General features: G+C 72.4%; 24 protein-coding genes. 8 read left to right on the top strand and 16 right to left on the bottom strand.

Going from position 1 to position 23,995, the window contains the following annotated elements; translation table 11 throughout:
• Nucleotides 1-4 precede the first annotated feature (4 nt).
• Entirely contained in the window at nucleotides 5-970 is a 966-nt protein-coding gene (surE, locus tag AB4880_RS03545; RefSeq protein WP_367917818.1) for a 5'/3'-nucleotidase SurE, read from the top strand.
• An 81-nt stretch (nucleotides 971-1,051) separates the two neighbouring features.
• Entirely contained in the window at nucleotides 1,052-2,791 is a 1,740-nt protein-coding gene (locus AB4880_RS03540) for a sialidase family protein (RefSeq protein WP_367917817.1), read from the top strand.
• Nucleotides 2,792-2,897: 106 nt separating this feature from the next.
• On the opposite strand, the gene AB4880_RS03535 is transcribed toward AB4880_RS03540, so the two are convergent.
• Both AB4880_RS03535 and AB4880_RS03530 read right to left on the bottom strand, forming a co-directional pair.
• Entirely contained in the window at nucleotides 2,898-3,836 is a 939-nt protein-coding gene (locus AB4880_RS03535; protein WP_367917816.1) for an AMIN-like domain-containing (lipo)protein, read from the bottom strand.
• Between the two features lie 130 nt (nucleotides 3,837-3,966).
• Nucleotides 3,967-4,605 carry a PAS and ANTAR domain-containing protein gene (locus AB4880_RS03530; protein ID WP_367917815.1) on the bottom strand — a complete coding sequence of 213 codons (639 nt, stop codon included), beginning with the start codon at nucleotides 4,603-4,605 and terminating at the stop codon, nucleotides 3,967-3,969.
• 162 nt (nucleotides 4,606-4,767) lie between these two features.
• Here AB4880_RS03530 and AB4880_RS03525 point away from each other — a divergent pair, with 162 nt between their 5' ends.
• A complete protein-coding gene (locus tag AB4880_RS03525) occupies nucleotides 4,768-5,448 on the top strand; it encodes a LuxR C-terminal-related transcriptional regulator (protein WP_367917814.1) in 681 nt (226 codons plus the stop codon).
• Between the two features lie 83 nt (nucleotides 5,449-5,531).
• Here the strand turns inward: AB4880_RS03525 and AB4880_RS03520 are convergent, their stop codons facing one another.
• The 4 genes from AB4880_RS03520 to AB4880_RS03505 all read right to left on the bottom strand — a co-directional run bounded on the left by AB4880_RS03520 (nucleotide 5,532) and on the right by AB4880_RS03505 (nucleotide 10,024).
• On the bottom strand, nucleotides 5,532-7,439 hold the full coding sequence (locus tag AB4880_RS03520) for a PAS domain S-box protein (protein WP_367917813.1): 1,908 nt from the start codon (nucleotides 7,437-7,439) through the stop codon (nucleotides 5,532-5,534).
• Nucleotides 7,440-7,561: 122 nt separating this feature from the next.
• Nucleotides 7,562-8,014, bottom strand: a complete 453-nt coding sequence (locus AB4880_RS03515; protein WP_367917812.1) for a MaoC family dehydratase — start codon at nucleotides 8,012-8,014, stop codon at nucleotides 7,562-7,564.
• Nucleotides 8,011-8,769 (bottom strand): 3-oxoacyl-ACP reductase FabG, encoded by a 759-nt coding sequence (fabG, locus tag AB4880_RS03510; RefSeq protein WP_367917811.1) that lies wholly within the window; start codon nucleotides 8,767-8,769, stop codon nucleotides 8,011-8,013. Before fabG ends, AB4880_RS03515 begins: the two co-directional genes overlap by 4 nt.
• A gap of 37 nt (nucleotides 8,770-8,806) precedes the next feature.
• Entirely contained in the window at nucleotides 8,807-10,024 is a 1,218-nt protein-coding gene (locus AB4880_RS03505) for an acetyl-CoA C-acetyltransferase (protein ID WP_367917810.1), read from the bottom strand.
• Nucleotides 10,025-10,202: 178 nt separating this feature from the next.
• On the opposite strand from AB4880_RS03505, the gene AB4880_RS03500 reads away from it, so the two are divergent.
• The gene (locus AB4880_RS03500; protein ID WP_367917809.1) at nucleotides 10,203-10,820 is read left to right on the top strand and encodes a TetR/AcrR family transcriptional regulator; all 618 of its coding nucleotides are present in this window, start codon (nucleotides 10,203-10,205) and stop codon (nucleotides 10,818-10,820) included.
• Between the two features lie 31 nt (nucleotides 10,821-10,851).
• Complete coding sequence (locus AB4880_RS03495) at nucleotides 10,852-12,546, top strand: aminotransferase class V-fold PLP-dependent enzyme (protein ID WP_367917808.1); 1,695 nt, start codon at nucleotides 10,852-10,854, stop codon at nucleotides 12,544-12,546.
• A gap of 12 nt (nucleotides 12,547-12,558) precedes the next feature.
• On the opposite strand, the gene AB4880_RS03490 is transcribed toward AB4880_RS03495, so the two are convergent.
• The 7 genes from AB4880_RS03490 to AB4880_RS03460 all read right to left on the bottom strand — a co-directional run bounded on the left by AB4880_RS03490 (nucleotide 12,559) and on the right by AB4880_RS03460 (nucleotide 20,035).
• Nucleotides 12,559-13,251 (bottom strand): response regulator transcription factor, encoded by a 693-nt coding sequence (locus tag AB4880_RS03490; RefSeq protein ID WP_367917807.1) that lies wholly within the window; start codon nucleotides 13,249-13,251, stop codon nucleotides 12,559-12,561.
• 4 nt (nucleotides 13,252-13,255) lie between these two features.
• The gene (locus AB4880_RS03485; protein WP_367917806.1) at nucleotides 13,256-15,886 is read right to left on the bottom strand and encodes an ABC transporter permease; all 2,631 of its coding nucleotides are present in this window, start codon (nucleotides 15,884-15,886) and stop codon (nucleotides 13,256-13,258) included.
• Nucleotides 15,883-16,548, bottom strand: coding sequence for an ABC transporter ATP-binding protein (locus AB4880_RS03480; RefSeq protein WP_367917805.1), 666 nt, complete (start codon nucleotides 16,546-16,548; stop codon nucleotides 15,883-15,885). The genes AB4880_RS03485 and AB4880_RS03480 overlap by 4 nt, the downstream gene beginning before the upstream one ends.
• A complete protein-coding gene (locus AB4880_RS03475) occupies nucleotides 16,545-17,219 on the bottom strand; it encodes an ABC transporter ATP-binding protein (RefSeq protein WP_367917804.1) in 675 nt (224 codons plus the stop codon). The genes AB4880_RS03480 and AB4880_RS03475 overlap by 4 nt, the downstream gene beginning before the upstream one ends.
• A 1-nt stretch (nucleotide 17,220) precedes the next feature.
• Nucleotides 17,221-17,880 carry a hypothetical protein gene (locus tag AB4880_RS03470; RefSeq protein WP_367917803.1) on the bottom strand — a complete coding sequence of 220 codons (660 nt, stop codon included), beginning with the start codon at nucleotides 17,878-17,880 and terminating at the stop codon, nucleotides 17,221-17,223.
• 158 nt (nucleotides 17,881-18,038) lie between these two features.
• Nucleotides 18,039-18,848 carry a Kelch repeat-containing protein gene (locus AB4880_RS03465; RefSeq protein WP_367917802.1) on the bottom strand — a complete coding sequence of 270 codons (810 nt, stop codon included), beginning with the start codon at nucleotides 18,846-18,848 and terminating at the stop codon, nucleotides 18,039-18,041.
• Nucleotides 18,849-19,015: 167 nt separating this feature from the next.
• Entirely contained in the window at nucleotides 19,016-20,035 is a 1,020-nt protein-coding gene (locus AB4880_RS03460) for a YncE family protein (protein WP_367917801.1), read from the bottom strand.
• Nucleotides 20,036-20,393: 358 nt separating this feature from the next.
• Here AB4880_RS03460 and AB4880_RS03455 point away from each other — a divergent pair, with 358 nt between their 5' ends.
• Nucleotides 20,394-21,635 (top strand): sensor histidine kinase, encoded by a 1,242-nt coding sequence (locus tag AB4880_RS03455; protein WP_367917800.1) that lies wholly within the window; start codon nucleotides 20,394-20,396, stop codon nucleotides 21,633-21,635.
• A 21-nt stretch (nucleotides 21,636-21,656) separates the two neighbouring features.
• Here AB4880_RS03455 and AB4880_RS03450 read toward each other — a convergent pair whose 3' ends face one another.
• Both AB4880_RS03450 and AB4880_RS03445 read right to left on the bottom strand, forming a co-directional pair.
• Nucleotides 21,657-21,986 carry a MerR family transcriptional regulator gene (locus tag AB4880_RS03450; RefSeq protein WP_367917799.1) on the bottom strand — a complete coding sequence of 110 codons (330 nt, stop codon included), beginning with the start codon at nucleotides 21,984-21,986 and terminating at the stop codon, nucleotides 21,657-21,659.
• Nucleotides 21,979-22,308, bottom strand: a complete 330-nt coding sequence (locus AB4880_RS03445) for a DnaJ domain-containing protein (RefSeq protein WP_367917798.1) — start codon at nucleotides 22,306-22,308, stop codon at nucleotides 21,979-21,981. Before AB4880_RS03445 ends, AB4880_RS03450 begins: the two co-directional genes overlap by 8 nt.
• Before the next feature lie 160 nt (nucleotides 22,309-22,468).
• Here AB4880_RS03445 and AB4880_RS03440 point away from each other — a divergent pair, with 160 nt between their 5' ends.
• Together AB4880_RS03440 and AB4880_RS03435 are read left to right on the top strand one after the other, a co-directional pair.
• Nucleotides 22,469-22,891, top strand: coding sequence for an Hsp20/alpha crystallin family protein (locus tag AB4880_RS03440; RefSeq protein ID WP_367917797.1), 423 nt, complete (start codon nucleotides 22,469-22,471; stop codon nucleotides 22,889-22,891).
• A 153-nt stretch (nucleotides 22,892-23,044) separates the two neighbouring features.
• Nucleotides 23,045-23,461 carry a hypothetical protein gene (locus tag AB4880_RS03435; RefSeq protein WP_367917796.1) on the top strand — a complete coding sequence of 139 codons (417 nt, stop codon included), beginning with the start codon at nucleotides 23,045-23,047 and terminating at the stop codon, nucleotides 23,459-23,461.
• A gap of 8 nt (nucleotides 23,462-23,469) precedes the next feature.
• Here AB4880_RS03435 and AB4880_RS03430 read toward each other — a convergent pair whose 3' ends face one another.
• Entirely contained in the window at nucleotides 23,470-23,874 is a 405-nt protein-coding gene (locus tag AB4880_RS03430) for an ATP-binding protein (protein WP_367917795.1), read from the bottom strand.
• Nucleotides 23,875-23,995 lie beyond the last annotated feature (121 nt).

The following is a 23,995-nucleotide window of genomic DNA, read 5'->3' as shown; positions in this document are numbered from 1 at the left end:
GGCCATGCGTTCAACCACTCTCCGCATCGCCACCGTCGCCGCCGCAGCCGTCACCGGCCTGACGACCGTCTTGGTCGCCGGCCAGAGCGGCGCCGTCGCCGGCCAGCCCACCACCACCGCCACCACCACCGCCGCCGCCGCGCAGAAGCAGGCGCCGCGCCCGCTGCGGATCATGCTCACCAACGACGACGGCTGGTCCGCGCCGGGCATCACCGTCATCTACAACGCCCTCGTCGCCGCCGGGTACGACGTCACGATGGTCGCGCCGCTGGCCAACAACAGCGGCATGGGCGGCAAGATCGCGCTCGGCGGCACGCTCAAGGTCACCCAGCCCCAGCCCCACAAGTACGCCGTCGACGGCACGCCGTCCGACGCCGCGGAGTTCGGCTTCAACACCGTCTACGCCGACCGCGCGCCCGACCTGGTCGTCTCCGGAACCAACAAGGGCCAGAACCTCGCCGCCCTGCAGATCCACTCCGGCACCCTGGCAGCAGCGGCCGCGTCGCTCAACAACGGCGTCCCCGCCATCGCGATCAGCACCGGCTGGGACTACGCCGACCCGAACGCCGACCCCGACAGCTTCCCGTACGACGACACCGCCGCCTACCTGCTGCACCTGCTCGACCAGCTGCAGGCGATGGCCAAGCCGGGCGCGCCGATCCTGCCGAGCGGCATCGGCCTCAACGTGAACTACCCGTACGTCGACGGCGGCCACGGCCGCGCCAAGGGCGTGAAGGTCCTCGGCAGCGGCAGCGGCTATGCGGACCTGAGCTATGCGGGCGCGAGCCTGCCGCCGGTGGGCGGCTCGTCGACGTACACGATCGGGGCGGACCTGTTCGACAGCGCCGACCCGAACGCCGACGACGTGTGGTTCAAGCGGGGCTACGTGACGATCACGCCGATCCACGGCAACTACGACGCCCCCGTGCAGGGGACGGGGCTGCAGCGGCTGGCCGGATCTACCGACTGATGGGGTTGTTGCGGCGCGGGGGCGGGTGCATGCTGAGGGCGGGCGGACCGGGCAATCTCTACACAACTGGAGGCCCTACCGATGGCTCTCAACCGCTTCCTCACCTCCGCGTTGGCCGCGGCGGTCATCTGCCTCACGGCAGCCGCCGGCGCCGTCGCCACCACGACCGACACACCCGTCTCGGTCAACAGCCCGGTCGGCCCGTTCTCGCAGAACAAGCAGAACGAGCCCGCCGTCGCCGTCGACGCGCACAACCCGCAGGTCTTGGCGGCCGGGGCCAATGACGAGATCGACATGGAGGCCTGCGCCGCGGGCGACCCGACGACCTGTCCCTTCACGCAGGGCGTCGGCGTGTCCGGGGTCTACTTCTCCTTCAACGGCGGCGGATCGTGGGTCCAGCCGACCTACACCGGCCTGACCGCGCGGCTGTGCACCGGCCCCGCGCCCTGTACGGCGACGACCGGCCCGATCGGCACCCTGCCCTGGTACGCCGAGGCGGGCATCGTGTCCGACGGCGACCCGGCGGTGGCCTTCGGCCCGCGGCCCGGCGCCGACGGCAGCTTCTCGTGGGCGAATGGCTCGCGGCTCTACTACGCCAACCTGACCTCCCCGGTCAGCGGTGCCCCGCACAGCGACGCCTTCAAGGGCGCCGAGGCGATCGCGGTGTCGTATGTCGACGACGTGGCCTCCGCGGCGGCCGGGAACAAGAACGCGTGGAGCCACCCGACGCTGATCTCCAAGCAGTCGACGACGACCTTCTCCGACAAGGAGCAGGTGTGGGCCGACAACGCGGAGAGCAGCCCGTTCTTCGGCTCGACCTACGTCTGCTGGGCCTCCTTCCGCAGCAACAGCCACGGCCGCGCGCTGCCCACCCCGCTGTACGTCGCGCGCTCGCGTGATGGCGGCTCGTCGTGGACGACGCAGCAGGTGAGCCCCGCGACCGACAACGGCATCAACTCGCAGCCCGACGGCTGCACGGTGCGCACCGACAGCCACGGCAACGTCTACGTCTTCGGCATCGGCAAGCGCAACGGCCAGGCCCTCCAGCTGATGTACCGCTCGACCGACGGCGGCGCGCACTTCACCGGCCCGACGGCCGTCGCCCCCGCCGTGGAGCCGGGCGTGTTCGACCCGGTGCTCGGCCGCCCCAACATGGACGGCATCGCGGGCGCCCGCGTCGACCTGGCCGACGGACCCAGCGTCGACATCGCCAACGGCGCGCCCTCCGGAGCCGACGCCACCGACCAGATCCTGATGACCTGGGCGGATGGTCGTAACGGGCTCAACAACGAGCAGGTGCTGATGACGACGTCACGTGACGGCGGCGCCACGTGGACCACCGCGGTCCCGGTTCCCCTGCCCGCGGGTGACCGGCCGTTCTACACGGCCCCGGCCCTCTCCCCGAACGGCACCGACGCCTACCTGACCGTCAACGCCTTCACCACGCCGTACCGGAACGACACCACGTCACCGCGCGGACTGGTCGGCGAGATGCTCCACGCCGACGTGGCCCCCAACGGCGCGCTCGGCCCGTGGACAATCCTCGTACGAGGTGCGGTCGGTGACCCACGAGGGACGTCACAGAACGGCCTGACCGCCGAGTTCCTGGGCGACTACGTCTACACCGCGGCCACCCGCACCGGCGCCGTCGGCGTCTGGAACGACGCGGCGCGCGCGGCCGACTGCCCGGCGATCGACGCCTACCGAGGATCGCTCTACACGGCGACGCCGCAGTCGCCGCCTGACGTCCAGGGCAGCTGCCCGCTCGCGTTCGGCAACAGCGACATCCGCGGCGCGGCGGTGAGCGACCCGACACCGTGACGGCCTGATCGCCGTCTGATCGGAGGGGCCTCCGGACGTCGTCCGGAGGCCCCTCCCACCCACCACGGACCTCCCTCCGTGACCCTGCCGGCCCACCAGCTCCCCGTCACGGCTCGAGGCAGGCTGGGATCGAGTCGACCCGTCCGGCCGGCTCCTCGGTGTGCCCCTGCGGGTCGAGGATCTTGACGACGTCGACGGTCGGCAGCCGCTTGAGCGTGGGCACGATCTCGTTCGCGATCGTGAAGGTCGAGCCCCCGCTCGCGCAGCCGCCGGTCAGCCGGACCCGCGCGATGCCGTCGCGGATCCGCAGCCCGGTGAAGCCGACCGCCCCGCTGTCGACGAGGACCAGGCCGCGTGGGCGGTCGAAGTCGACCGGTCCCGCGAAGAGAGCGGTCAACGCGCCCCGTGCCACCGCGGGAGTAGGCACGCGTCGCGTGACGGCAGCGGCCGTCGCGTCCCGCGTCGCGAAGAAGACCTCGACCGCGCCGCGTCGGCAGTCGAACGGATGGCGGCCCGGGAAGGCCACGTCGACGACCAGCCGGTCCGGCCGGGTGAGCAGGGAGACGCGGAAGTCGCCGCGTGCCGCCAGCCCGACGCCGTAGGTGACGACGCCCTCGAAGTCACCCGCGCGACGGACGTCTCGCAGCTGGGTGAACGAGCGGACGATCCGGCGGGGCGCCGTCGACCGGCCCCGGTCGTCGTGCGCGCGGACCGGCGCGAGCCGTACGGCGAGGACGGCGCGCCCGCGCAGCCTCAGTGGCAGGCCCGATCCGTCCTGCACGATCCGACGGACATAGTGGACGTCGTACCCGGCGACGGCGGTCAGGTCGAAGACGACCCGGTCGAAGTGCGCCCGGTCGTGGCGCCCCGCGCGGACGCCGTCCAGGAAGGCTTGACCCCTCGTCGGGGCGGGACCGACGACGGGCGACTGGCAGGCCGCCGAGACAGCGGTCGTGGCGGCGCCGGCGCTGGTCGCGGCGCGGGACGAGGCCGTCGGCGCCGCGAGGAGCGCCAGACCGGCGAGAAGAACTGTGGCTCGGCGCATGGCCGTCGCCTCCCCGATCGAAGTGGATGACCGGGCCCGAACAGCTCGGGTCCTGCCTGTACGACGCGCTCCTCCCGCGGGTGGTTGACCGCCGTTCCGGTGACCAGACGCCCCGAGGCCAGGTCTCGCGTCACGCGTCGCTGGGCGCCGAGACGTCGTAGAGCAGGTTGTCGACGGACTGGCGCAGGGCGCTGTCGGAGAGCGCGCCGGCGGTGGACAGGTCGGTGATCCGCTCGGCGATCTCGCGCACCTTCATGTTCTTGTTGCGCGACCACCAGGTGAGCATCGCGAACGCCTGGTCGGCGTCGAGGCCGTAGGCCATCATCAGGCTGCCCTTGGCCTGCTCGATGGTGGCGCGGTGCAGGGCCGAGGCGGCCACCGCGTCGCGCGCCTCCTCCTCCGAGGCCCGGGCGAAGTCCTCGGTCAGGTCGATGTAGTAGCCGTCGAGCTCGCTGACCGGCGGATCGACCTCCGCCTCGCACACCCCGCCGTCGCACACCAGCAGGACCCGGCGTTCGACGCCGTCCTCCGCGACCAGCCGGTAAACGAGGCTGAACGGATCGCCGGTTCGCGTGGCCGCCTCCAGCACGTCCGCCAGACGCTCCTGGTCGTCGGGATGCTGGCGCTTCACGACGTCGTCCGTCGTCGGCTCGATCCCGCCCGGCGGCATGCCGTGGATGCGGAAGACCTCGTCGTCCCACTCCCACGTCCTGGTCGGCACCTGGTAGGTGAACCGACCGACGCGGGGCGTGTCCAGGTGCTCTGCCACGGTTGCCCCCTCTGCTCGCGCTGCGTCCGACGACATCCATCGAACCACCGCGAACGCCGGTTCGAAAGGCGCGTTTCGGGTACCGTGGCGACGTCGTCACGATGCGTCTGGCCCAAGGCGATCGGCAGCACACCCGTCAGGGTTGCCCCAGAGGTCTGCAGGATGAGCCAGCACCCGCGGCCGGTCCGCGTCACGGTCGTCGACGACCACGTCCTGTTCGCCGAGTCGGTCGCGCTCACGCTCGAGGCCGAGGGCTACCTGGTGAAACGACTCGACATCACCGCGCCACCGGCCACCCTCGCGTCCGTCCTCGCGACCGCGCTGCGCACCGTGCCGCGCGTCGTGCTCCTCGACCTCGACCTCGGCCGGGTCGGCGACGGCACTCGCCTGATCGCGCCGCTGACGGCGTCGGGCGCCGCCGTCGTCGCGCTGACCGCCACGAGCGACCTCGCCGACTGGGGCGAGTCGCTGCGCCAGGGCGCGAAGACCGTGCTGTCGAAGGCATCGCCCCTGCACGAGGTGATGACCACCATCCGCAGCGTCTGCGACGGCCGCCCCGTGCTGAGGAGCCAGGAGCGACAGGCGCTCATCGACACTGCCGTCCGCGAGCGCGACGCGACCCGCGAGATCCGCACGCGGCTCGACCGCCTGACCCGCCGCGAGCAGGAGGTGCTCGGCGCCCTGATGCGCGGCGAGCAGGTCCGGGAGATCGCGCGCGCACGGGTGGTCTCCGAGGCGACCGTCCGCACCCAGATCAAGTCCATCCTCGCCAAGCTCGAGACGGGCTCCCAGATCGCCGCGATCGGCGCCGCCTACCGGGCGGGCTGGCGTCCGCCCGGCTGACCTCGCCCGGCTGACCTCGTCCGGCTGACCTCGCCCGGCTGACCTCGCCCGGCTGTCAGCGCCCGACTGTCAGTGCCCGACTGTCAGTGCTCAGGCGCCCCGACCGGCAGGTCGATCACGAACGCCGGGCGGCCGTCCGTCCCGTCGGCGACATAGGCCGCCTCGCCGCCGTGGAGCCGGGCGATCTCACGGACCACATAGAGCCCGAGCCCGGTGCCGGCCGTCGCGCCGGCGTGAACGAACCGGTCGAAGACCCGGTCGACCAGCTCCGGCTCGAGGCCGTGGCCTGCGTCGCTGACCTCGATCCGCACTCCGTCGGCGGTGCGCTCGCCCCGCAGCGCGATCGGCGGCCGGCCGTGCCGCACGGCGTTCTCGAGCAGGTTGTCGACGGCCTGCCCCAGCCGCGCCGGGTCGACGACGAGCTCGACGTCGCTGCCGACCTGCACCCGGATCCGCTCGGACCCGTGGGCGGCCATGACCCGGTCGGCGGACGATCGCAGCGCGTGGCGCAGCGACACCTGCTCGGGCTCCAGCTCGAGCTCCTCGGACTGGACGTCGGATGCGGTGCCGAGGTCGCTCAGCAGGCGCTGCAGGCGCTGCGCGCTGGACGACAGCGCCTCGAGCACCTGCGCCCGCTGCTCCTGGTCGAGCCCGACGCCGAGGCCCTCCTCGTCACGGTCGCCGTCGCGCAGCATCCCGACCGCGCCCGCGATCACGGCGGCCGGCGTCCGCAGCTCGTGCGCGGTGACCGCGAGCAGGTGGGACTGCTGCTCGAGCGCGACCCGGAGCTGCTCCTCGTACTCCCGCTGCTCGGTCTGGTCGCGGGTCACCTTGGCGTAGCCGCGATGCAGGCCGGTGTCGTCGTACACGGCCGTGATGGCGACGCGCGCCCAGAACCGGCTGCCGTCACGTCGTACCCGCCAGCCCTCCTCGGTGTGCACGCCCTCGCGCAGCGCGAGCTCGAGGTTGTGCTCGGGGTGTCCGACGAGCTGGTCCTCCTCGGGGTAGAACACCCGGAAGTGCCGGCCGACGATCTCGTCGGCCCGGTAGCCCTTGATGTGCTCGGCCCCGGGGTTCCAGCTGGCGACGTTCCCGGCGACGTCGAGCATGAAGATCGCGTAGTCCTCGACCGCGGACACGAGCAGCCGGAAGACGTCCTCGCTGCGACGCAGCGCGAGCTCGGTGGTGACATCCTGCACCTGGGCGAAGATGTAGAGCGGCTCGCCGCCGGAGTCGCGGATCGGGGTGAGCGTCACCCGCGCGGTGCCGGTGTGGTGCCGGGCCTCGATCGGGTGGTCGAAGACGACGGAGTCCGCCTCGCTCGTGGTGATCCGCGCGAGTGCCTGGTCGAGCAGGTCGCCGTGCTGCCGGGTCAGGACGCCGTAGTCGAGACCGACCAGCTCCTCGGCCGGGAGACCGACCAGGTGGACCAGTGCCGGGTTGGCGCGGACGATGCTGCCGTTGAGCGTCATCGTCGCCATGCCGATGGCGGCCTGGTCGAAGACCTCGCGGTAGCGCTCCAGGTGCTCGTCGAGCAGCTGCTGGTCGCGCACCGCCACGTCGTCCTGCTCGGACGCGACCCGCAGCGCCCTGGCCTCGCGGCCCACGCGCGGAGCGGAGGTCGCCACCAACGCCCGGAGCCGGTCGACGAGGACGTCGAGCGGCACCGACTTCTCCACGAAGTCGACCGCCCCGAGCTGACGCGCGCGCTCGGCCAGGCCGCGCGCGCCGAACCCGGTGTACATGACCACCTGGGTCTCCGGCGACACGGCCAGCACGAGCGGCAGGCACTCGAGCCCGTCGAGCACGGGCATCGAGGCGTCGAGCAGCATCAGCGTCGGCTGATGGGCGTGGGCGAGCATCATCGCCTCTCCCCCGTCGCCCCCCTGGCCCACGACCTCGAAGAGACCGGACGCCTGGAGGCGCGCCGTGACGACGGCCCGCAGCTCCGGCGAGTCGTCGACCACCACCACCGTCGGCCGCGCCGTCACGCCACCCCCTGCCCACGCCGTCCCATGTCCCGGACGGGCAATGCCCCGAACGGGCGTTCCCATACCGGTCGCGGCGATCCGAGGAGGTCGCGGCCTGACGACCTACGCGTCGCCCCCTCGCCTCACGGCACCACGACGGCCAGCATGTCGACCACGCACGCCGGCTTGTCGCCGCCGTCGCGCTCGATCGTCACCCGGGTCGCGACCTGGTAGCCCAGCGCGATCTGCTTGACGCCGGTCAGCTCGACACCGGCCCGGACCCGCGACCCGACCGGGACGGGCGAGGGGAAGCGCAGCTTGTCGGCGCCGTAGTTGACGGCCATCTTCACGCCGTCGAGGCGGTAGACCTCGGCCACGAGCAGGGGCAGCAGGCTCAGCGTCAGGTAGCCGTGGGCGATCGTCGTACCGAACGGGCCATCGGCGGCACGCTCGGGGTCGACGTGGATCCACTGGTGGTCGCCGGTCGCGTCCGCGAAGGCGTCGATCTGCGACTGCGGGACCGCATGCCATTCCGAGTGGCCGAGGTGGGTGCCGACTGCTGCCTCGAGCTCGCCGATGCCGTCGAAGATCCTCATGCCTTCGGCCCTCCGGCGACGTACAGCACCTGGCCGGAGACGAAGCCGGCACCCTCGCTGGCGAAGAACGAGACGGCGTGCGCGATGTCGGCCGGCAGGCCGCCGCGTCCGACCGGGATGTCCTTGACCACCGCGGCCTTGAAGTCGTCGAAGGAGACACCCATCCGCTCGGCGGTGGCCATGGTCATCTCGGTCTCGATGAACCCGGGGGCGATCGCGTTCGCGGTGACCCCGAAGCGGCCCAGCTCGAACGCCAGGGTCTTGGTGAAGCCCTGGACACCGGCCTTGGCGGCGGCGTAGTTGGCCTGGCCGCGGTTGCCCAGCGCCGAGATGCTCGACAGGTTGACGATCCGGCCCCAGCCGGCCTTGGTCATGTAGCCCTGCACCGCGCGGGTCATCAGGAAGGCGCCGCGCAGGTGGACGTTCATGACCGCGTCCCAGTCGGACGTCGTCATCTTGAACAGCAGGTTGTCGCGGATGATGCCGGCGTTGTTGACGAGCACGGTCGGCTCGCCGAGCTCGGCCGCGATGCGCTCGACGGCAGCCTGGACGGCGTCCTCGTCGGCGACGTCGACGCCGACCGCGAGGCCGCGGCCACCGGCCGCCTCGATCTCGGCGAGGACGTCCTTGCACGCGGTCTCGTCGAGGTCGAGGACGGCGACGGCGAACCCGTCCTCGGCCAGGCGACGCGCGACGCCGGCGCCGATGCCGCGGGCCGCGCCCGTGACGATCGCGGTGCGGGTGCTGGTGGTCATGGATGAGCTCCTGTCGATGGGGGTGGCGGGCCGGACGTCAGCTGAGGCGCTCGAGGACCATGGCCATGCCCTGGCCACCGCCCACGCACATCGACTCGACGCCGAACTGCTTGTCGTGCCACTGCAGCGAGTTGATCAGCGTCGCGGTGATCCGCGCACCGGTCATGCCGAACGGGTGACCGACCGCGATCGCACCGCCGTTGACGTTGAGCTTGTCGACGTCGATGCCGAGCTGCTGCGCCGACCCGAGGGACTGGACGGCGAACGCCTCGTTGATCTCGAACAGGTCGATGTCGCCCAGCGACATGCCCGCGTTCTTGAGCGCGGCCGGGATCGCCTCGACCGGGCCCAGGCCCATGATCTCGGGCGAGAGACCCGTCACGGCGGTCGACACGATGCGGGCGAGCGGGGTCAGGCCCAGCTCCTTCGCGCGGGTGTCGGACATGATCACCAGCGCCGCGGCGCCGTCGTTGAGCGGGCACGCGTTGCCCGCGGTCACCGTGCCGTCGGGGCGGAAGACCGGCTTGAGGCTGCTCACCGCCTCGAGCGTCGTACCGGCCCGGGGGCCGTCGTCGGCCGTCACGACGGTGCCGTCGGGCAGCGTGACCGGCGTGATCTCGCGGGCCCAGAAGCCCTCGTTGATCCGCTGCTCGGTCAGGTTCTGGCTGCGCACCGCGAAGACGTCCTGCTCCTCGCGCGACATGCCCAGCACCTGCGCGACGTTCTCGGCGGTCTGACCCATCGCGATGTACAGGTCAGGAAGGTCCCCCGCCTCACGTGGGTCGACCCACGACTCCGCGCCACCCTGGGCGCGCTTGTCGGTCCGCGCCTGCGCGTCGGCGAACGCCGCGTTCTGGCCCTCCGGGTTGTCCGACCAGCCGTTGAAGAACCGCGACACCGTCTCGACACCGGCCGAGATGAACGCGTCGCCCTCACCGGCCTTGATCGCGTGGAACGCCATCCGCGTGGTCTGCAGCGACGACGAGCAGTAGCGGTTGACCGTCACGCCCGGCAGGTGGTCCATCCCCGCCAGGACGGCGACCGCACGCCCCAGGTTGTTGCCCGCCTCACCCGCCGGCTGCCCCACCCCCAGGATCAGGTCGGTGATCTCGCGCGGGTCGAGACCCGGCACCTTGCTCAGCGCGGCGCGCACCATCTGCACGGCCAGCTCGTCGGGACGCAGGTCCTTCAGCGAGCCCTTCCCCGCGCGGCCGATCGGCGAGCGGGCGGTCGAAACGATCACGGCTTCGGGCATGACGACTCCTTGAGGTAAGCAAACGCTTAGGTAAGCGCTTGCTTATGTTGGCACGGGACGGCGGGCCTGTCCAGAGGCGGCGGATGTGGTTCTCGAGACGGTAGGTTGCGTCGTTCCGGCCCGACGGCCGGAGCGACGGTGCGGTCGGACGAGCACCCCGGTGCGGCAGGAGCGAGAAGTGCAGGACTACACGCCCGCTCAGGAGCGCGTGCTCGACGCGGCGGCCGCCGCCTTCTCCGAGCACGGCTTCGGCGGCACCAGCACGCGCGACATCGCCGTCCGGGCCGGACGCAGCCCGGCCGCCGTCTACGTGCACTACCGGTCGAAGGAGGACCTCCTCTTCGCCGTGAGCCGCCGCGGCCACGACGCCGCGCATCGGGCGATGATCGAGGCGTCGGCCGACGCGGCCTCCCCGACCGAGCGCCTGGGCACGATGGTGCACGCGTCCACGCTCTGGCACCTCGAGAACGCCCGCGTCGCGCGCGTCGTGCAGTACGAGTACGGCGCCCTCACCGAGCCCCATCGCGGGGTCATCGCCGACCTCCGCCGGCAGACCACCCAGCTCATCGTCGACGTGATCGCCGAGGGCGACGCGTCCGGCGACTTCGACGTCGACGACATCGCCGGGACGGCGCGCGCCGTCCTGTCCCTCTCGATCGACCTGGTGCGCTGGTTCAGCCCCGATCGTCTCGACCAGGCGGCCCGCATCGCGCGCCTCAACGTCGCCCTCGCGCAGCGGATGGTGGGCGCCGGCCCGCCGCGGTCGGCGCCCACCATCCGCTGCGCGAGTCGATGACGAACCGCGGAACCGGCTCTACGCTGCAGTCATGGGTGGGACCACCCCGACCGAGACTCCCCTGCTGCAGCGCATCCGGGATGCGGTGATCGGCGACGACCAGGTCGTGCCCGGGCCCTACGGTCCGCGCCGGGTGACGTACGCCGACTACACCGCCTCCGGTCGGGCCCTGGAGTTCATCGAGTCGTTCGTCCACGACGAGGTGCTGCCGCGCTACGCCAACACCCACACCGAGTCCAGCGGGACCGGGCTGCAGACCACCCGGCTGCGCGAGGACGCCCGCCGCATCATCCGCGACGAGGTCGGCGGCGACGACGAGTCCGTCGTCATCTTCTGCGGCTCCGGGGCGACCGGCGCGATCAACAAGCTCATCGGCATCCTCGGCCTGCGCGTCCCGTCCGAGCTCGACGACCGCTACCACGTCACCGACGCGATCCCGCCCGATCAGCGGCCGGTGGTGTTCATCGGGCCGTTCGAGCACCACTCCAACGAGCTGCCCTGGCGCGAGTCCATCGCCGACGTCGTCGTGATCCCCCAGGACGCCGACGGTCACGTCGACCAGACGCGGCTGGCCGAGGAGCTGCGCCGGTACGCCGACCGGCCGCTGCGGATCGGATCGTTCTCCGCGGCCAGCAATGTCACCGGCATCCTGAGCGACACCGACGGCATCTCGGCCCTGCTGCACGCCCACGGAGCGCTGTCCTTCTGGGACTTCGCGGCCGCCGCGCCGTACGTCGACATCGCGATGAACGGCGGCGGTGACCCGGCGGCGTACAAGGACGCGCTCTTCCTGAGCCCCCACAAGTTCATCGGCGGCCCCGGCACGCCCGGCGTCCTCGTGGTGCGGCGCGAGCTGTTGCGCAACCGGGTGCCCGACGTCCCCGGGGGCGGGACGGTCGCCTACGTCAACCCGACCGACCATCGCTATCTCGACGACCCGGCCCACCGCGAGGAGGGCGGCACCCCGTCGATCATCGGCTCGATCCGGGCCGGGCTGGTGTTCCAGCTCAAGCGGGCGGTCGGCATCGGCGTGATCCGGGAGCACGAGGAGGCCTACCTGCGGCGGGCGGTGACGGCCTGGCAGCAGGAGCCGGCGATCGAGATCCTGGGCAACCTCGACGCGGAGCGGCTGTCGATCGTCTCGTTCATCGTCCGCGCGCCCAGCGGCCGCTATCTCCATCACAACTTCGTGGTGGCGGTGCTCAACGACCTGTTCGGCATCCAGTCCCGAGGCGGCTGCTCCTGCGCCGGACCGTACGGCCACCAGCTGCTCGGTATCGACATCGACCGCTCCCGCGAGTACGCGCGGGAGATTGCGCAGGGCTGTGAGGGCATCAAGCCCGGCTGGGTCCGGCTCAACTTCAACTACTTCATCTCCGACCTCGTGGTCGACTACCTGGTCGACGCCGTCCGCCTGGTGGCCCAGGACGGCTGGCGACTGCTGCCCGACTACCGCTTCGACCCGACGACCGGGCTGTGGCGCCATCGCGACGGCCCCGTCGAGCCGCCCCTGCGCCTGCGCGAGATCCACTACGACGCCGACGGCGTGATGCGCTATCCGCGCCACGACGACCGAGCGCCCCAGGAGGCCCTGGCCGGCTACCTCCAGGAGGCCAAGGCCCGGCTCGCCGACGCCGACGTCACCCTCGACGACCCGACGGGTCTGGTGTCGGCCGACTTCGAGCACCTGCGGTGGTTCGAGCTCCCGGCCGGCTGCTTGACCTGACGGTCCCGGCACTCACGGGTCGAGGCGGTAGCCGTGGCGGCGCAGCGTGGTGATGACCGGCACTCCGGCGGCTGCCGAGTCGGAGGCCTGGCCGAGTCGTTGCCGCAGGGCGGCGATGTGCACGTCGAGGGTCTTGGTCGAGCCGAACCAGTGCTCGTCCCAGACGTCGGCCATGAGCTGCTCCCGGCTGATGGCGACTCCTGGTTGGGCGATGAGACGTGCGAGGAGGTCGAACTCCTTGGGACGCAGGGTGAGCGCTCGGGTGCCGACGAACGCCCGGCGCGAGGCGGTGTCGACCGTCAGGTCGCCGACAGTGACGGGTTCGGCCGGCGCGGCGGCGGGTGGGCTGCGGCGCAGGTGGGCCCGGACCCGGGCCAGGAGCTCGGTCATCCGGAAGGGCTTGAACAGGTAGTCGTCGGCGCCGGCCTCCAGCCCGACGACGACGTCCATCTCGTCGCGGCGTGCGGTCAGCATGACGATGACGCAGTCGGGCTGGCGTTGCCGCAGCTCCCGGCAGACGTCGACGCCGTCGATGTCGGGGAGCTGGAGGTCGAGCAGCACCAGGTCGTAGCTCGTGGTCGCCGCCGCCGCGCGGGCTCCGGATCCGGTTCGTTGCCAGCTGGGGGTGTGACCGTTGGCGCGCAGGCTGGACGTGAGAAGTCGGCCGATCTTCTCGTCGTCCTCGACGACCAGCACCGTTGCCACAGTCTCAGGTTAGGGACTCACGCAGCGCTTCGCGCGCGGAGCGCCCGGCCTGCCGGAGAACCTGGTGCGCGGCGACCGCGGTGGCCAGAACGGCGCCGACCACCACGGTGGCCAGGTAGGTCCACGGGTAGGCGAGGCTGCTCGGCGGCGGGTCGAACACGCCGGTCAGCATCGTGACCAGCAGGCGTGACATGCCCCAGCCGGTGAGCAGGCCGGCGAGGACGCCCATCACGATGACGACGACCGGCTCCGCCCAGGCGATCCGGGCCAGCTGGTTCCGGCGGGCGCCGAGGGCCGTGAGAACGGCGACGGTACGGCGGCGTTCGTTGAGGGACAGTGCGAGCACCAGGCCCCCTGCGGCGCCGGCGACGAGCACGGCGTAGGCCAGCTCGAGCCGGGTCAGACCGGACATGTCGATGGAGGTCAGGGACGAGCTGACCAGCCCGCGGGCCTGGTCGAGGGTGCCGACGGTAGGCCCAGGGCCGAGCACGGCCCGGACGTGGCCGGCGACCTGGCGTGGCGAGGTGTCGGTGCGGACCAGCACGGTGGCCACCGACGGGTCCTTGGTCTGCTGGGCCACATAGGCGGAGTTGGCGACGATGAAGCTGTCCTTGGGTGCGGTGGGGAACTCGTTGACGATGCCGACGTAGGTGAAGGTCACCCGCAGGTAGCGGCCGCTGCGCTGGTCCTGGAGCCTGAGGCGGAGCGTGTCCCCCGGCGAGAGCTGGTAGTCGTTGACGGTCTCGGCGCTGACCAGCGCTCCGTCGGGCGTGGTGGCGAGGCGGCGCAGGAGCTGGTCCGCGGTGCCGCCTTGGAAGTAGGCGTCCTGCAGCGAGGTGGCCCGGGAGATGGAGTGGGGGTCGATGCCGTAGAGGTCCTGCAGGTCGCTGCCCACATAGGCGTACCGGTGCAGCAGGGGCTCGGCGTCGGCGACTCCCGGGAGGCCCCGGAGCTGCTGGACGACCCCCTGCGAGGCGGGCGAGCCGGGCGGCTCGGTGACGGTGACGTCAGCGCCGTTGGTGAGCTCGGCGTCGACCTCGGCCTGCTGGCGATAGGTGGCGTCGAAGGTCGCGGTGCTGATCGCGAAGGCCAGGGCGAGGGCCAGGAGTACGACGGACCGGGCGATCAGGCTGCGTTGCCGGCTGAGCATCAGCGCGGCCGTGGGCGCCAGCCCGGCGCTCACGGGGCGCAACAGCCGGCCCAGCAGCCGTCGCCCCGGGCCGACGACCAGGTCGGCCAGCCGCCAGGTGGCGAGGGTGGCGCCGACCCACGCGAGCCCGGGCGCCAGGAACGCCCAGTAGCTGACCGAGATGCTGGGAACGCCTTCAGGAGCCAGGACCAGCTGGTACTGGTTGCGGCCGGCGGCGATCACCAAGGCCGCCGCGACGGCCAGCAGCACCAGGTCGAGTCCGTAGGCGAGCCAGCGGGGCCGCGCCCATCCGGCCCGGGCCACGGCCCGGCCGGCGATCTCATGGCGCGCCGGGGCCGCGACGCTCACCAGCGCGACCAGGAGGCCGGCGACGACCGCGCCGCCGGCCCACACCACGGAGGCCGTCATCCCGGCGCCGAACCCGACCGAGCCGAACATCCAGGCGCCGACGACGGCCGCCGCGCCCAGACCGACGACCGCGCCGCCGAGGGCCACGAGCACGGTCTCGGCCAGCACCAGCGCCCACAGGGTGCCGCTGGTGGCGCCGCGGGAGCGCAGCAGCGCCTGCTCGCGCTGCCGGCGTGCGGCGCCGGAGCGTGCCACCGCGGCGGTGATCAGCGCGGCCAGGACCGCTCCCGGCAGGCCGAGGAACAGGAAGAGGATCCGCGCATAGGCGGCGTCCTCCCGGGCAGATCCCAGCACCGACCCGAGGTTGTCCCCCACGACAGCCGCGCCGCCGCTGACCAGCTCGAGGTGGCGTGCGGCGCCGGTCTCGCTCACGTACGCCGCAGCGGGATCGGCGGGCAGGGAGTGGCTGCGGCGGACATGGATCTGGGTGACGACGCCGGAGCGTCCGCCGTACGCGTGGGCGAAGGCGGCGGGCGGCAGCAGCAGGACGTTGTCCGGCGGGGCGGACAGCTGGCTCTGCGGCGGGGCGCCGACCTTCTGGAAGAGCGAGTCGGCCTGCTGGAGGTCGACGACCCCGGCGATCCTCACCGCGTACGGCGGCGCGCCGGCGCGACGGACCCGCACGGTGTCGCCGACCTGGACCTGCAGGTTGGCGGCGGTCTGCTGGGCCACGAGCGCCCCGTCCAGGCGGCCGGTGAGCACGCGGATGGCGAGGGGGAAGGTGCGGGCCCAGGCTGCCGGGAGCCCGAGCACCTGGCCGGCGCCGGTGGTTTGGGTGGTGCCTTGCGTGGTGGCGGCGAATCCGGGGGTGGCGGCGAAGGTGACCGGCACCGCTGCGCGGGTGCCCGGATCGGCCGTGATCGCCTGCAGCACCGGCGCCGCGGGCCCGTGGTCGACCTGCACCTGCCAGTCGATGGCGACCCCGGCCGACGCGCGCCGGGTCATCGTGGCGGTGGTGGCAGCCAGGAAGCTGCCGAGGCTGGCCATCAGCCCCACAGCGAGCGCGATCCCGAGCGCGGCCGCCGCCAGGCGGCGCCAGCGGTGCCGGATCAGGCCGGCGAGCCACAGGCCGATCATCGCAGCGCTCCGGTGACGGCCACGCGGCCGTCGCTGATGGTCCACCGTTGGGGCAGCGTGTCGTAGACGAGGGGGTCGTGGCTGGCCACGACGAGCCCGGCGCCGACCTCGTCCGCGGTGGCGCGCAGCGCGTCGAGCACCTCCCGGGCCGCGTGGCGGTCGATCCGGCCCGTGGGCTCGTCGGCCAGCAGGAGTCGGGGCCGGGTCGCCAGCACCCGGGCCACGGCGACCCGCTGGGCCTGACCGCCCGAGAGCTCGTCGGGCAGCTGGCGCGCGACGGCCGCGAGGTCGATCCGCTCGAGCGCGGCGTCGGCAGTGGCAAAGGCGTCTCGCTCGGCGACGCCATGCAGCAGCAGCGGAAGGGCGACGTTCTCGACCGCGGTGAGCGTGGGCACCAGGGAGGGCACCTGGAAGACCGTGCCCACCAGGAACGGGTCGCCCTTCGGCCGACCCAGGGCCGGCCAGCTGATCGTGCCGTGGGTGGGGGTGTCCAGGCCCGCGACCAGCCACAGCAAGGTGGACTTTCCTGATCCCGAGCGGCCGACCAGCGCGATCCGGTCGTCCTGCTCGATGGCGCCCATGGCGTCGTGGATCGCCACCACGGCCTGCGGTCCGGAGCCGAAGGTACGGCCCAGACCGGCGAACTCGACGAGCGCCGTCACGGCTGCATCACTCCGTCGGCGAGGGTGAGGACGCGATCGGCGGTGCGCCGTACGGCGTCGCTGTGGCCGGACACGAGCACGGCCGTGCCGCGGTCGGCGCACGAGCGCAGCAGGGTCAGCACGTCGTCCTCGGTGGCCTGGTCGAGCTCTCCGGTGGGTTCGTCGGCCACCACGAGGTCGGGTGCGTTGGCGAGGGCCACCGCGAGGCCCGCTCGGGCGAGCTCGCCGCTGGAGAGACGAGCGGGTACGTCGCCGGCACGGCCGCCCAGTCCGAGCTGGTCGAGCAGGTCGAGGGACGCCGGGACCTGCCGCCGGTCCGCCGCACCCAGGCGTTGGGCCAGGCGGACGTTCTGGATCACGCTGAGGTGGTCGAAGAGGTTGTTCTCCTGGGCCACCAGCCCGAGGTGTCGGCCGCGCAGCCGCGCGCGGACGGCTGCGGGCCGGTGGCTCATCCGGTGTCCCGCGATCCAGATCGTGCCTCCCGACGGCTCGTCGGTTCCGGCCACGCAGGAGAGCAGTGTCGTCTTGCCCGATCCGGACGGCCCGGTCACCGCGAGGAACTCCCCGGCTGACACCTGGAGCGACACGCCCCGCAGGGCGAGGGTCTCCTCCTCGCCGGCGCGGTAGAACCGGTAGAGGCGCTCGACCCGGAGTGGACGGTCCGCGGACATCTCAGCCCCAGCGCAGTGAGTCGCTCACCAGTCGCCACGGGTCGACGTTGTCGGCGCCCTTCGGACCGGTCAGGGTGAGCACCGCCTCCTGTCCGGCGTGCCAGAACTCGTAGCGCTCGGCCGCGTCGCGCACCACCTTTCCGGTGACCTGGTTGGGGGTGGAGTCGAGCAGGTAGGTCACCAGCACCGCGGTGCCTCCCTGTCGGTGGATCGACGAGACCCGCTGCAGGGCGAACTTCGAGACCGACTGTTGCAGGCCGGGCACCTCGCTCTGACGGGCCGAGGTGGGCGTCGGTGCGGCCGGCATCGGCAGGACCTGGATCGCGATGCTGTTCTCGTGGTCGGTGAAGATCGTGACCCCGCCCTGGCTACGGCGTGGCCACCCCTCGGGGACCTTGATGTGCACCGACGATCCGGGCGCGCGATAGTCGACGAAGACCTGGTTGTCCGGGATGTCGCCGGGCGGGTTGAACTCGGTGGCCGGAGCCGGGCCGCTCGGCTGCGTCGCGGGTGCCGACGACGGCGGCGCGGACGAGCCCTGGGTCGGCGGGCTCGGTGGCGGAGCGCTCGGAGTCGGGGCGGTGCTCGGACTGTTCCCGCTGCAGGCCATCAGCAGCACACACGGCGCCAGCACCGACATGATCCTCACTGCCTGGTTCATCGCAGCACCCCTCTCCCGTCGGCGACCTGTGCAGATGACTTGGTGGAGATGACCCCCGTCTGCGACGCTAGGCGCGCGACAGCAAGGGCCTCGACTGCGTCGGGTAAGGGCAGGGCAAAGCTCGCTCGAAGGGTTCCGGAACGGGCTCCTTCGACCCGTCACCGGTAGGTGAGGGCGAGGACCTGTCGGGTCACGGAAGGCGTCTCGCCGCCGAGCAGGTAGGCGGTGTCGCCGACCATGGCCACGCCGGCGTCCGCCAGCGGCCCGGGGAGGCGGCCGGCGGGCCGGACCGTGCCGGCGACAGGGTCGAACCACAGCATCTGGTCGGTGATGCTGTCCCTGCCGGTCCGCCCGCCCACGATGAGGATCCGGGTGCCGAGGGGCACCGCGACGGCGTGTCCCAGACCCTGCGGGAGGTGGCCGACGACGCGGGTGCTCCCGGTGCGAGGGTCGACACGCTGGATGGCGGTTCGCATGGCGCCGTCCACTTCGCCACCGAAGAGCCAGATCGCCCCGTCGACGACCGCGCACGCGGCGTACCGCACGGGCTGCGCGAGCCTGCCGACGACCGACCAGTGCCGTCCGTCGCCCGAGGCGAGGATCTGCGGCTCCGCGGGCCGGTTCCCGTCGTAGCCACCGAGCACGACGACCCGGCCGCCCGGGGTCGCCGCCACCAGGTCCGACCGGGGTCGGGGCAGGTGGCCGAGCACCCGCCAGCGGCCGCCGGACCACACCTGGACGCCGTCCTGTTCCGCGCTGCTCCCACCGCCGATCACGAGGGACGCTCCCTGGACGCGCGCGCCGGCGGTGTCGTGCACGGGCACCGGGAGATCCGGCAGTCTGACGCCGGCGCCGGTCGCGACGTCGATGCGGTACGCCGCGGCCGTCGTCCGGTCTCCGGCCCGGAGGCCTCCGGCGAGGATCACCCCGTCGCCGTCGACGACGACGGCCTCCCGCGCGACCGCCACCGGAAGCTGGAACCTCGCTCGCCGTACGTGGAGATGAGCCACCGCCGGCGCCGCGGATGCTGGTGCTGTGCTGGAGGGCGACGGCGTCGCGACCGGCCGGTCGGGCGCGGGAGCTCCGCTGCAGCCGGTCGCCACCACCGCGGCAAGCGCGGCGAGGAACGCCCGTCTCATCGCATCTCGCCGGTGTGGCCCAGCGAGTAGCGCCCCGGTTGCGGCCACACCAGCAGGCCGTGGGGGCTGCCGCCAGGCACCCGGATCCTGGCGATCAGCCGGCCGGTGTCGGTGGCGAAGCCGTAGACCTCGCCGTCGTACCTGCCCGAGAGCCACAGGACGCGACCGTTCGCGGAGAGCCCGCCCATGTCGGGAGAGCCGCCGCCGGGGATCCGCCAGGTCCGGGTGAAGCGGCCCCGCGCCAGGTCGAACACCTGCACCGCGCCGGCGCCTCGGTCGGAGACGAACATCCGCTGCTGGTCGCGGCTGAAGTAGATGCCGTGCGGCATGCTGAGCGTGCGATAGCGGCGCGCGACGCGGAAGTGTCGCCACCCGATGCGCAGCAGTCGATCGGCGCCCATGGCGGCGACGAAGAAGCTGCGTCCGTCCGGAGCCAGCCGTACGTCCTGGGGCATCGCCATCGGGCCGAGGTGGATCCGCCCGATGACCCGGTGCCCCAGCGTCGTGATCTGGAGCAGCTCCCCGGAGAACTCGCAGCTCACCACCAGGTAGCGGCCGTTGGCCGAGAAGTCCGCGTGGTTGGGCCCGCGGCAGGTCCGGTCGGCGACCACGTTCTGCCGGGCGAACGTGTGCGGATCGCTGAAGACGATCTGGTCATGCTGCTCGTCCATCACGATCGCCTGACGTCCGTCGGGCGTGAAGTAGAGGTTGTACGGGCGTAAGGTGCGCACCACTCCGGTCATGCGGCCGGTCGCCGGGTTGATCGTGGCCAGATGGTCCGACGCGCTCGCCTCGACGTACAAGGTGCGGAGATCCCAGGACGGCGTCACGTGCTGGTCGAGCTCCCCCGTCGGGAGCACGCGGACGATGCGGTGCGTGCGTTGCGAGATCACCGTCGTGTGCCCGCCGATCTCGCTGTCCGGCACATAGATCAGCCGCGGCAGGCGGCGCAGCGCCGGCTGGAGCATTCCGGGGCCGTCGGCGGCGTACACGCCCCCGGGGAGCGGGGCGGGCATGCCGGGGATGGGCCTGTCGGACGGAGTCGGCTTCCGGGGAGCTGCCACCACCGCCTCGGCTGGTGTCCGCGGTCGCTCGTCCCGAGGAGGAGCCGCCGGCGAGGCCGGGTGGCAGCAGGCAAGCGCGGTGGCCGCGGCGACGGTGGCCACGATCCACGTCGCCGACCACCGGCGGCGGGAGACGACCCGCTGCACTGGTGTCCTCACGCACCCCAGCCTTCCCCGGCGAACCTGACGCGCGCCTGGACATCGAGCGGGCCTGTCGAAATTCGCTCCCGGTCGTCACGCTAGGGGGGAGACAGCAAACGTCCGGTCAGGGTCAGGTAACCACAAGGCAAAGGACGGAGAGGAGGTCCTCGTGCGCAGGCGAATCCTCGGTGTGGCACTCCGATCGGTGCTGATCGCCGTCCTGCTCCTCGGGCTGCCGCTGGCGCTGGTGCTCGATCGGCTGACCGTCGGCCGCGCGCAGGCACAGCTGGAAGCGCTCGCCCTGCGCTCTGCCGTGTTCGTGCCCCAGAAGGCCGGTGATCCTCCGGAGCTGCCGGCGGTCTCGCCCGGTCAGGAGGTCGCGGTCTACGACGTGCACGGACGGCGTACCGCCGGCGTCGGGCCCGACCAGCTGGACGCGCCTTCGCTCGCGGCGCTCGGCGGCCGACCCACGACGACGACGATCGACGGCGACATCGTCGCGGTCGTCCCCGTCTCGGCCGACGAACGCGTCTACGCCTTGGTGCGAGCAGCCACCGAGCAGCCCCGCGTCCAACAGCAGGTGTGGATGCAATGGGGGCTGCTGGCGGGCGGATGCCTGGCCGCGGGTCTGGGGGCCGCGGCCTTCGCCGCGCGAGCCAGCCGCCGACTGGCCACCCCGGTCGCCGCGCTTGCCCGGATGGCCGAGCAGATCGGCGAGGGCGACTTCACGCCACGGAACAGCCCGAGTGGCGTCGTCGAGCTCGACACCGCCGCCTCCGCCCTGAGCGCGACCGCACACCGACTCGGCGAGCTGATCGAGCGCGAGCGGTCGTTCTCCCGGACCGCGTCCCATCAGCTCCGGACGCCCCTCACCCAGCTTCAGCTCGAGCTCGAAGCCGGACTCGAAGCCGGGGGGCGAGAGCTCGAACAGGCCGCGAGCACGGCGCTCGAGTCGATCGAGCAGCTCTCGCAGACGATCGACGACGTGCTCGCCCTGCCCCAGACCCGCGCCGCTGCCGCTCCGTTCGACATCGTCGCCCTGGTGCGAGCGAGCGCCGACGAGTGGCGCGGCCCCCTGGCGGCCGAGGCACGACCGCTGGCCGTGCGTGCGCCGGCCACCCTCGACGTCGCGGCCAGCCCGGCTGCCGTCCGTCAGATCCTGCACGTGCTCCTCGACAACGCCTTCCGGCACGGTAAGGGCGCCGTGACCCTGGCGGTCCGGGAGACCCTCGACGTCGTCGCCGTCGACGTCACCGACGAGGGCGACAGCCCGCCCCACCGGTGGGGCCAGGCATCCCTCGGCCTGTCCCTCGCGCGCACGCTGGCCGAGGCCGACGGCGGCCGGCTCTACGCAGCCGCTGCCAACGGACTGACCAGCGTGACCGTGCTGTTGCCCGGTGCGCCCCCGTGACCGGGCCGGCGCCCACGCTGCTCACGACCCGGTGGGTGGAGACTCGCCGCTCGTGCTCCTCCTGCCGCGGGCCCGCAACCGGTCGAGCTCGTCACGCAGGCGCCGGTTCTCGGCGCGCAGGACCAGGACCTCGCCGACTCCGGCCAGGTTGAGCCCCGCGTCGATCAGGGCCGTGATCTCCGCGATGCGGTCGAGCTCCTGGCCGCTGTAACGGCGGGTGCCTCCGTCGGTCCGCTGCGGCGCGAGCAGGCCGCGCTGCTCGTAGACACGCAGCATCTGCGGGTTGACGCCGGTGATCTCGGCAGCGACGGAGATCGAGAACAGCCCGCGATGGCTGCCGAGATCAATCATCGCTCTGCCCCGAGGCGCTCACGTACGGTCGTACGACGACCGGTCCCGCGACGATGGGCGGCTGGCGCCAAGGCCGTTCGCGGGTCCTGGTCGCGCGCACGTCGACCGGCTCGCGCGGCCGTTCGGGACGAGAGATCTCCGGCTCCGACGCCAGCGCGAACGCCGCCGCGAGCGCGGCGAACCGCCCCGCGGCGTCGGGGTCGCTCGACACGTCCGGATGCGTGGTTCGCGCCAGCCTGCGGTAGGCGCGAGCCACGGTCGCGACGTCGCTGCCGGCCGGCACTCCCAGGACGCGGAATGCCTCCGCACGGTTGGTGCTCATGGGCGTCCTCCCCTCGTCGTACCGGGTGCGGAATTTTCTCCGCATCTCCTCTTGAAATCTTCTCCCGAACAGAGAAAATCTCAAATAGGCAATACAGATCCGGTGTCGAGGCCCGCCGGGTCGGCCGAGCCGGATCCCGACCCGTGAGGAGGAAGAACTCATGTTGATGCGCACCGATCCGTTCCGTGACTTCGACCGTCTCACCGAGGCGGTGCTCGGCACCCGGGCACGCCCCGCGGTGATGCCGATGACGGCCTATCGCGCGGACGACACCTTCGTCGTGCACCTCGACCTGCCCGGCGCCAGCGCGGACTCGATCGACCTCACCGTCGAGCAGAACGTGCTGACCGTGCACGCCGAGCGCAAGCCCCCGGTCGGTGACAGCGCCGAGCGCATCGTCGACGAGCGCACCTACGGCGTGTTCAGCCGCCAGCTGTTCCTGGGCGACACGCTCGACGCCGACCAGCTGACCGCCGCCTACGACGCGGGCGTGCTCACGCTGCAGATCCCGATCGCCGCCAAGGCCAAGCCCCGCAAGGTGGAGATCTCCTCGGGCGGCTCCCCCAAGGAGATCCACGCCTGACGGCGCTCGGCACGCGACGCACCAAGTCCGGGCCCGGACAGCGATCCACACGCTGCGACCGCTGTCCAGGCCCACCCCCGCAGCGGCGATCGGCACGGCCTGCCCGGTCCCCGGCTGGTCTGCCATCGCCGCCCGACCCGAAGGAGCTCACCGATGTATCCGGCGAAGGACGCCCGCGAGCTCGCGATCCTCCTGCGGATCAGCCGAGAGTTCGACGTCGTCGGCGATGTCACGGCCACCGTCGACAACCCTTCGGAGCTGCTCGCCTGGGCGCTCACGCTCACCCGACCCGACGTCGTCGCCTGGCGAGCCGGGCCTACCGGCCATCGCTTCATCCAGGTCACCGCCGACCGCAGCCGGCCACCCGTCCGAGGACGCGTCACCGCCGTCCTCGCCAGCGAGCAGCACCTCGAATACTGGGACGCCCTCGGACTCGCCGACCTCGAGCCGGGCCAGCGTCACGAGCTCGACGTCCCCGCCCTCTCCGCCGCCTGGGCGATCATGCCGGTCGGGGCCTCGGGCACCGAGGCCCCGACCCCGGCAGAGCCGCCTACCGAGCAGGCGCGGTAGCGCAGCCCCTACGGCGCGGTCGGGGGCCGCAGGAGGGCGTGGACCGTCTGGCCGTTGTCCACCGCTTCCCACCACCACTGCTCGGCGACGCTTCCGACGATGGTGAGGCCGCGACCTCCGGCGGCGTCGAGAGGCGTCGAGAGCGGTCGGGGTATGTCGTCGCTGCCGCCGTCGGTCACCGCCACGTGGAGATTCGCGTGATCGAACTGTATCTCGATGCCGACGTCGTTCGTGTCCGTCGGGCGGGCATGCTGCAGGGAGTTGGTGACCAGCTCGGACAGCACGAGCGCGGCGTCCTCGACGAGTGAGCTGGCCGCGCCGGTCGGCTGCAGCCAGTCGCGCAGCTGCGATCGCGCGCGACCGACGGAGGACGGATGGAAGGGGACGGCGAACGCGTACGCGTCGTCAGCCATGCCGGACACCCACTTCCGCCTGAGCTCGTGACGCGATCGCAACCTGAGCGGGCAGCGCCGTCGTCCCGATCGCTGGCTATCAACCTACCGCCACGAACGTGCCCGCGCAGTCCGGACGCCC

It is taken from the genome of Nocardioides ginsengisoli, assembly GCF_039537225.1.
Taxonomy (GTDB): Bacteria; Actinomycetota; Actinomycetes; order Propionibacteriales; family Nocardioidaceae; genus Nocardioides; species Nocardioides ginsengisoli.
Note: the sequence above shows the minus strand (reverse complement) of the source record. Positions and strands in the feature narration are given on the sequence as shown.

Bases quoted from the DNA above. Each gene is read 5' to 3' on its own strand.
- surE (WP_367917818.1), top strand. From the start codon at position 5: ATGCGTTCAACCACTCTCCGCATCGCCACCGTCGCCGCCGCAGCCGTC.
- AB4880_RS03540 (WP_367917817.1), top strand. From the start codon at position 1,052: ATGGCTCTCAACCGCTTCCTCACCTCCGCGTTGGCCGCGGCGGTCATC.
- AB4880_RS03535 (WP_367917816.1), bottom strand. From the start codon at position 3,836: ATGCGCCGAGCCACAGTTCTTCTCGCCGGTCTGGCGCTCCTCGCGGCG.
- AB4880_RS03525 (WP_367917814.1), top strand. From the start codon at position 4,768: ATGAGCCAGCACCCGCGGCCGGTCCGCGTCACGGTCGTCGACGACCAC.
- AB4880_RS03515 (WP_367917812.1), bottom strand. From the start codon at position 8,014: ATGAGGATCTTCGACGGCATCGGCGAGCTCGAGGCAGCAGTCGGCACC.
- fabG (WP_367917811.1), bottom strand. From the start codon at position 8,769: ATGACCACCAGCACCCGCACCGCGATCGTCACGGGCGCGGCCCGCGGC.
- AB4880_RS03505 (WP_367917810.1), bottom strand. From the start codon at position 10,024: ATGCCCGAAGCCGTGATCGTTTCGACCGCCCGCTCGCCGATCGGCCGC.
- AB4880_RS03495 (WP_367917808.1), top strand. From the start codon at position 10,852: ATGGGTGGGACCACCCCGACCGAGACTCCCCTGCTGCAGCGCATCCGG.
- AB4880_RS03485 (WP_367917806.1), bottom strand. From the start codon at position 15,886: ATGATCGGCCTGTGGCTCGCCGGCCTGATCCGGCACCGCTGGCGCCGC.
- AB4880_RS03475 (WP_367917804.1), bottom strand. From the start codon at position 17,219: ATGTCCGCGGACCGTCCACTCCGGGTCGAGCGCCTCTACCGGTTCTAC.
- AB4880_RS03470 (WP_367917803.1), bottom strand. From the start codon at position 17,880: ATGAACCAGGCAGTGAGGATCATGTCGGTGCTGGCGCCGTGTGTGCTG.
- AB4880_RS03460 (WP_367917801.1), bottom strand. From the start codon at position 20,035: ATGCCCGCCCCGCTCCCCGGGGGCGTGTACGCCGCCGACGGCCCCGGA.
- AB4880_RS03450 (WP_367917799.1), bottom strand. From the start codon at position 21,986: ATGATTGATCTCGGCAGCCATCGCGGGCTGTTCTCGATCTCCGTCGCT.
- AB4880_RS03445 (WP_367917798.1), bottom strand. From the start codon at position 22,308: ATGAGCACCAACCGTGCGGAGGCATTCCGCGTCCTGGGAGTGCCGGCC.
- AB4880_RS03440 (WP_367917797.1), top strand. From the start codon at position 22,469: ATGTTGATGCGCACCGATCCGTTCCGTGACTTCGACCGTCTCACCGAG.
- AB4880_RS03435 (WP_367917796.1), top strand. From the start codon at position 23,045: ATGTATCCGGCGAAGGACGCCCGCGAGCTCGCGATCCTCCTGCGGATC.
- AB4880_RS03430 (WP_367917795.1), bottom strand. From the start codon at position 23,874: ATGGCTGACGACGCGTACGCGTTCGCCGTCCCCTTCCATCCGTCCTCC.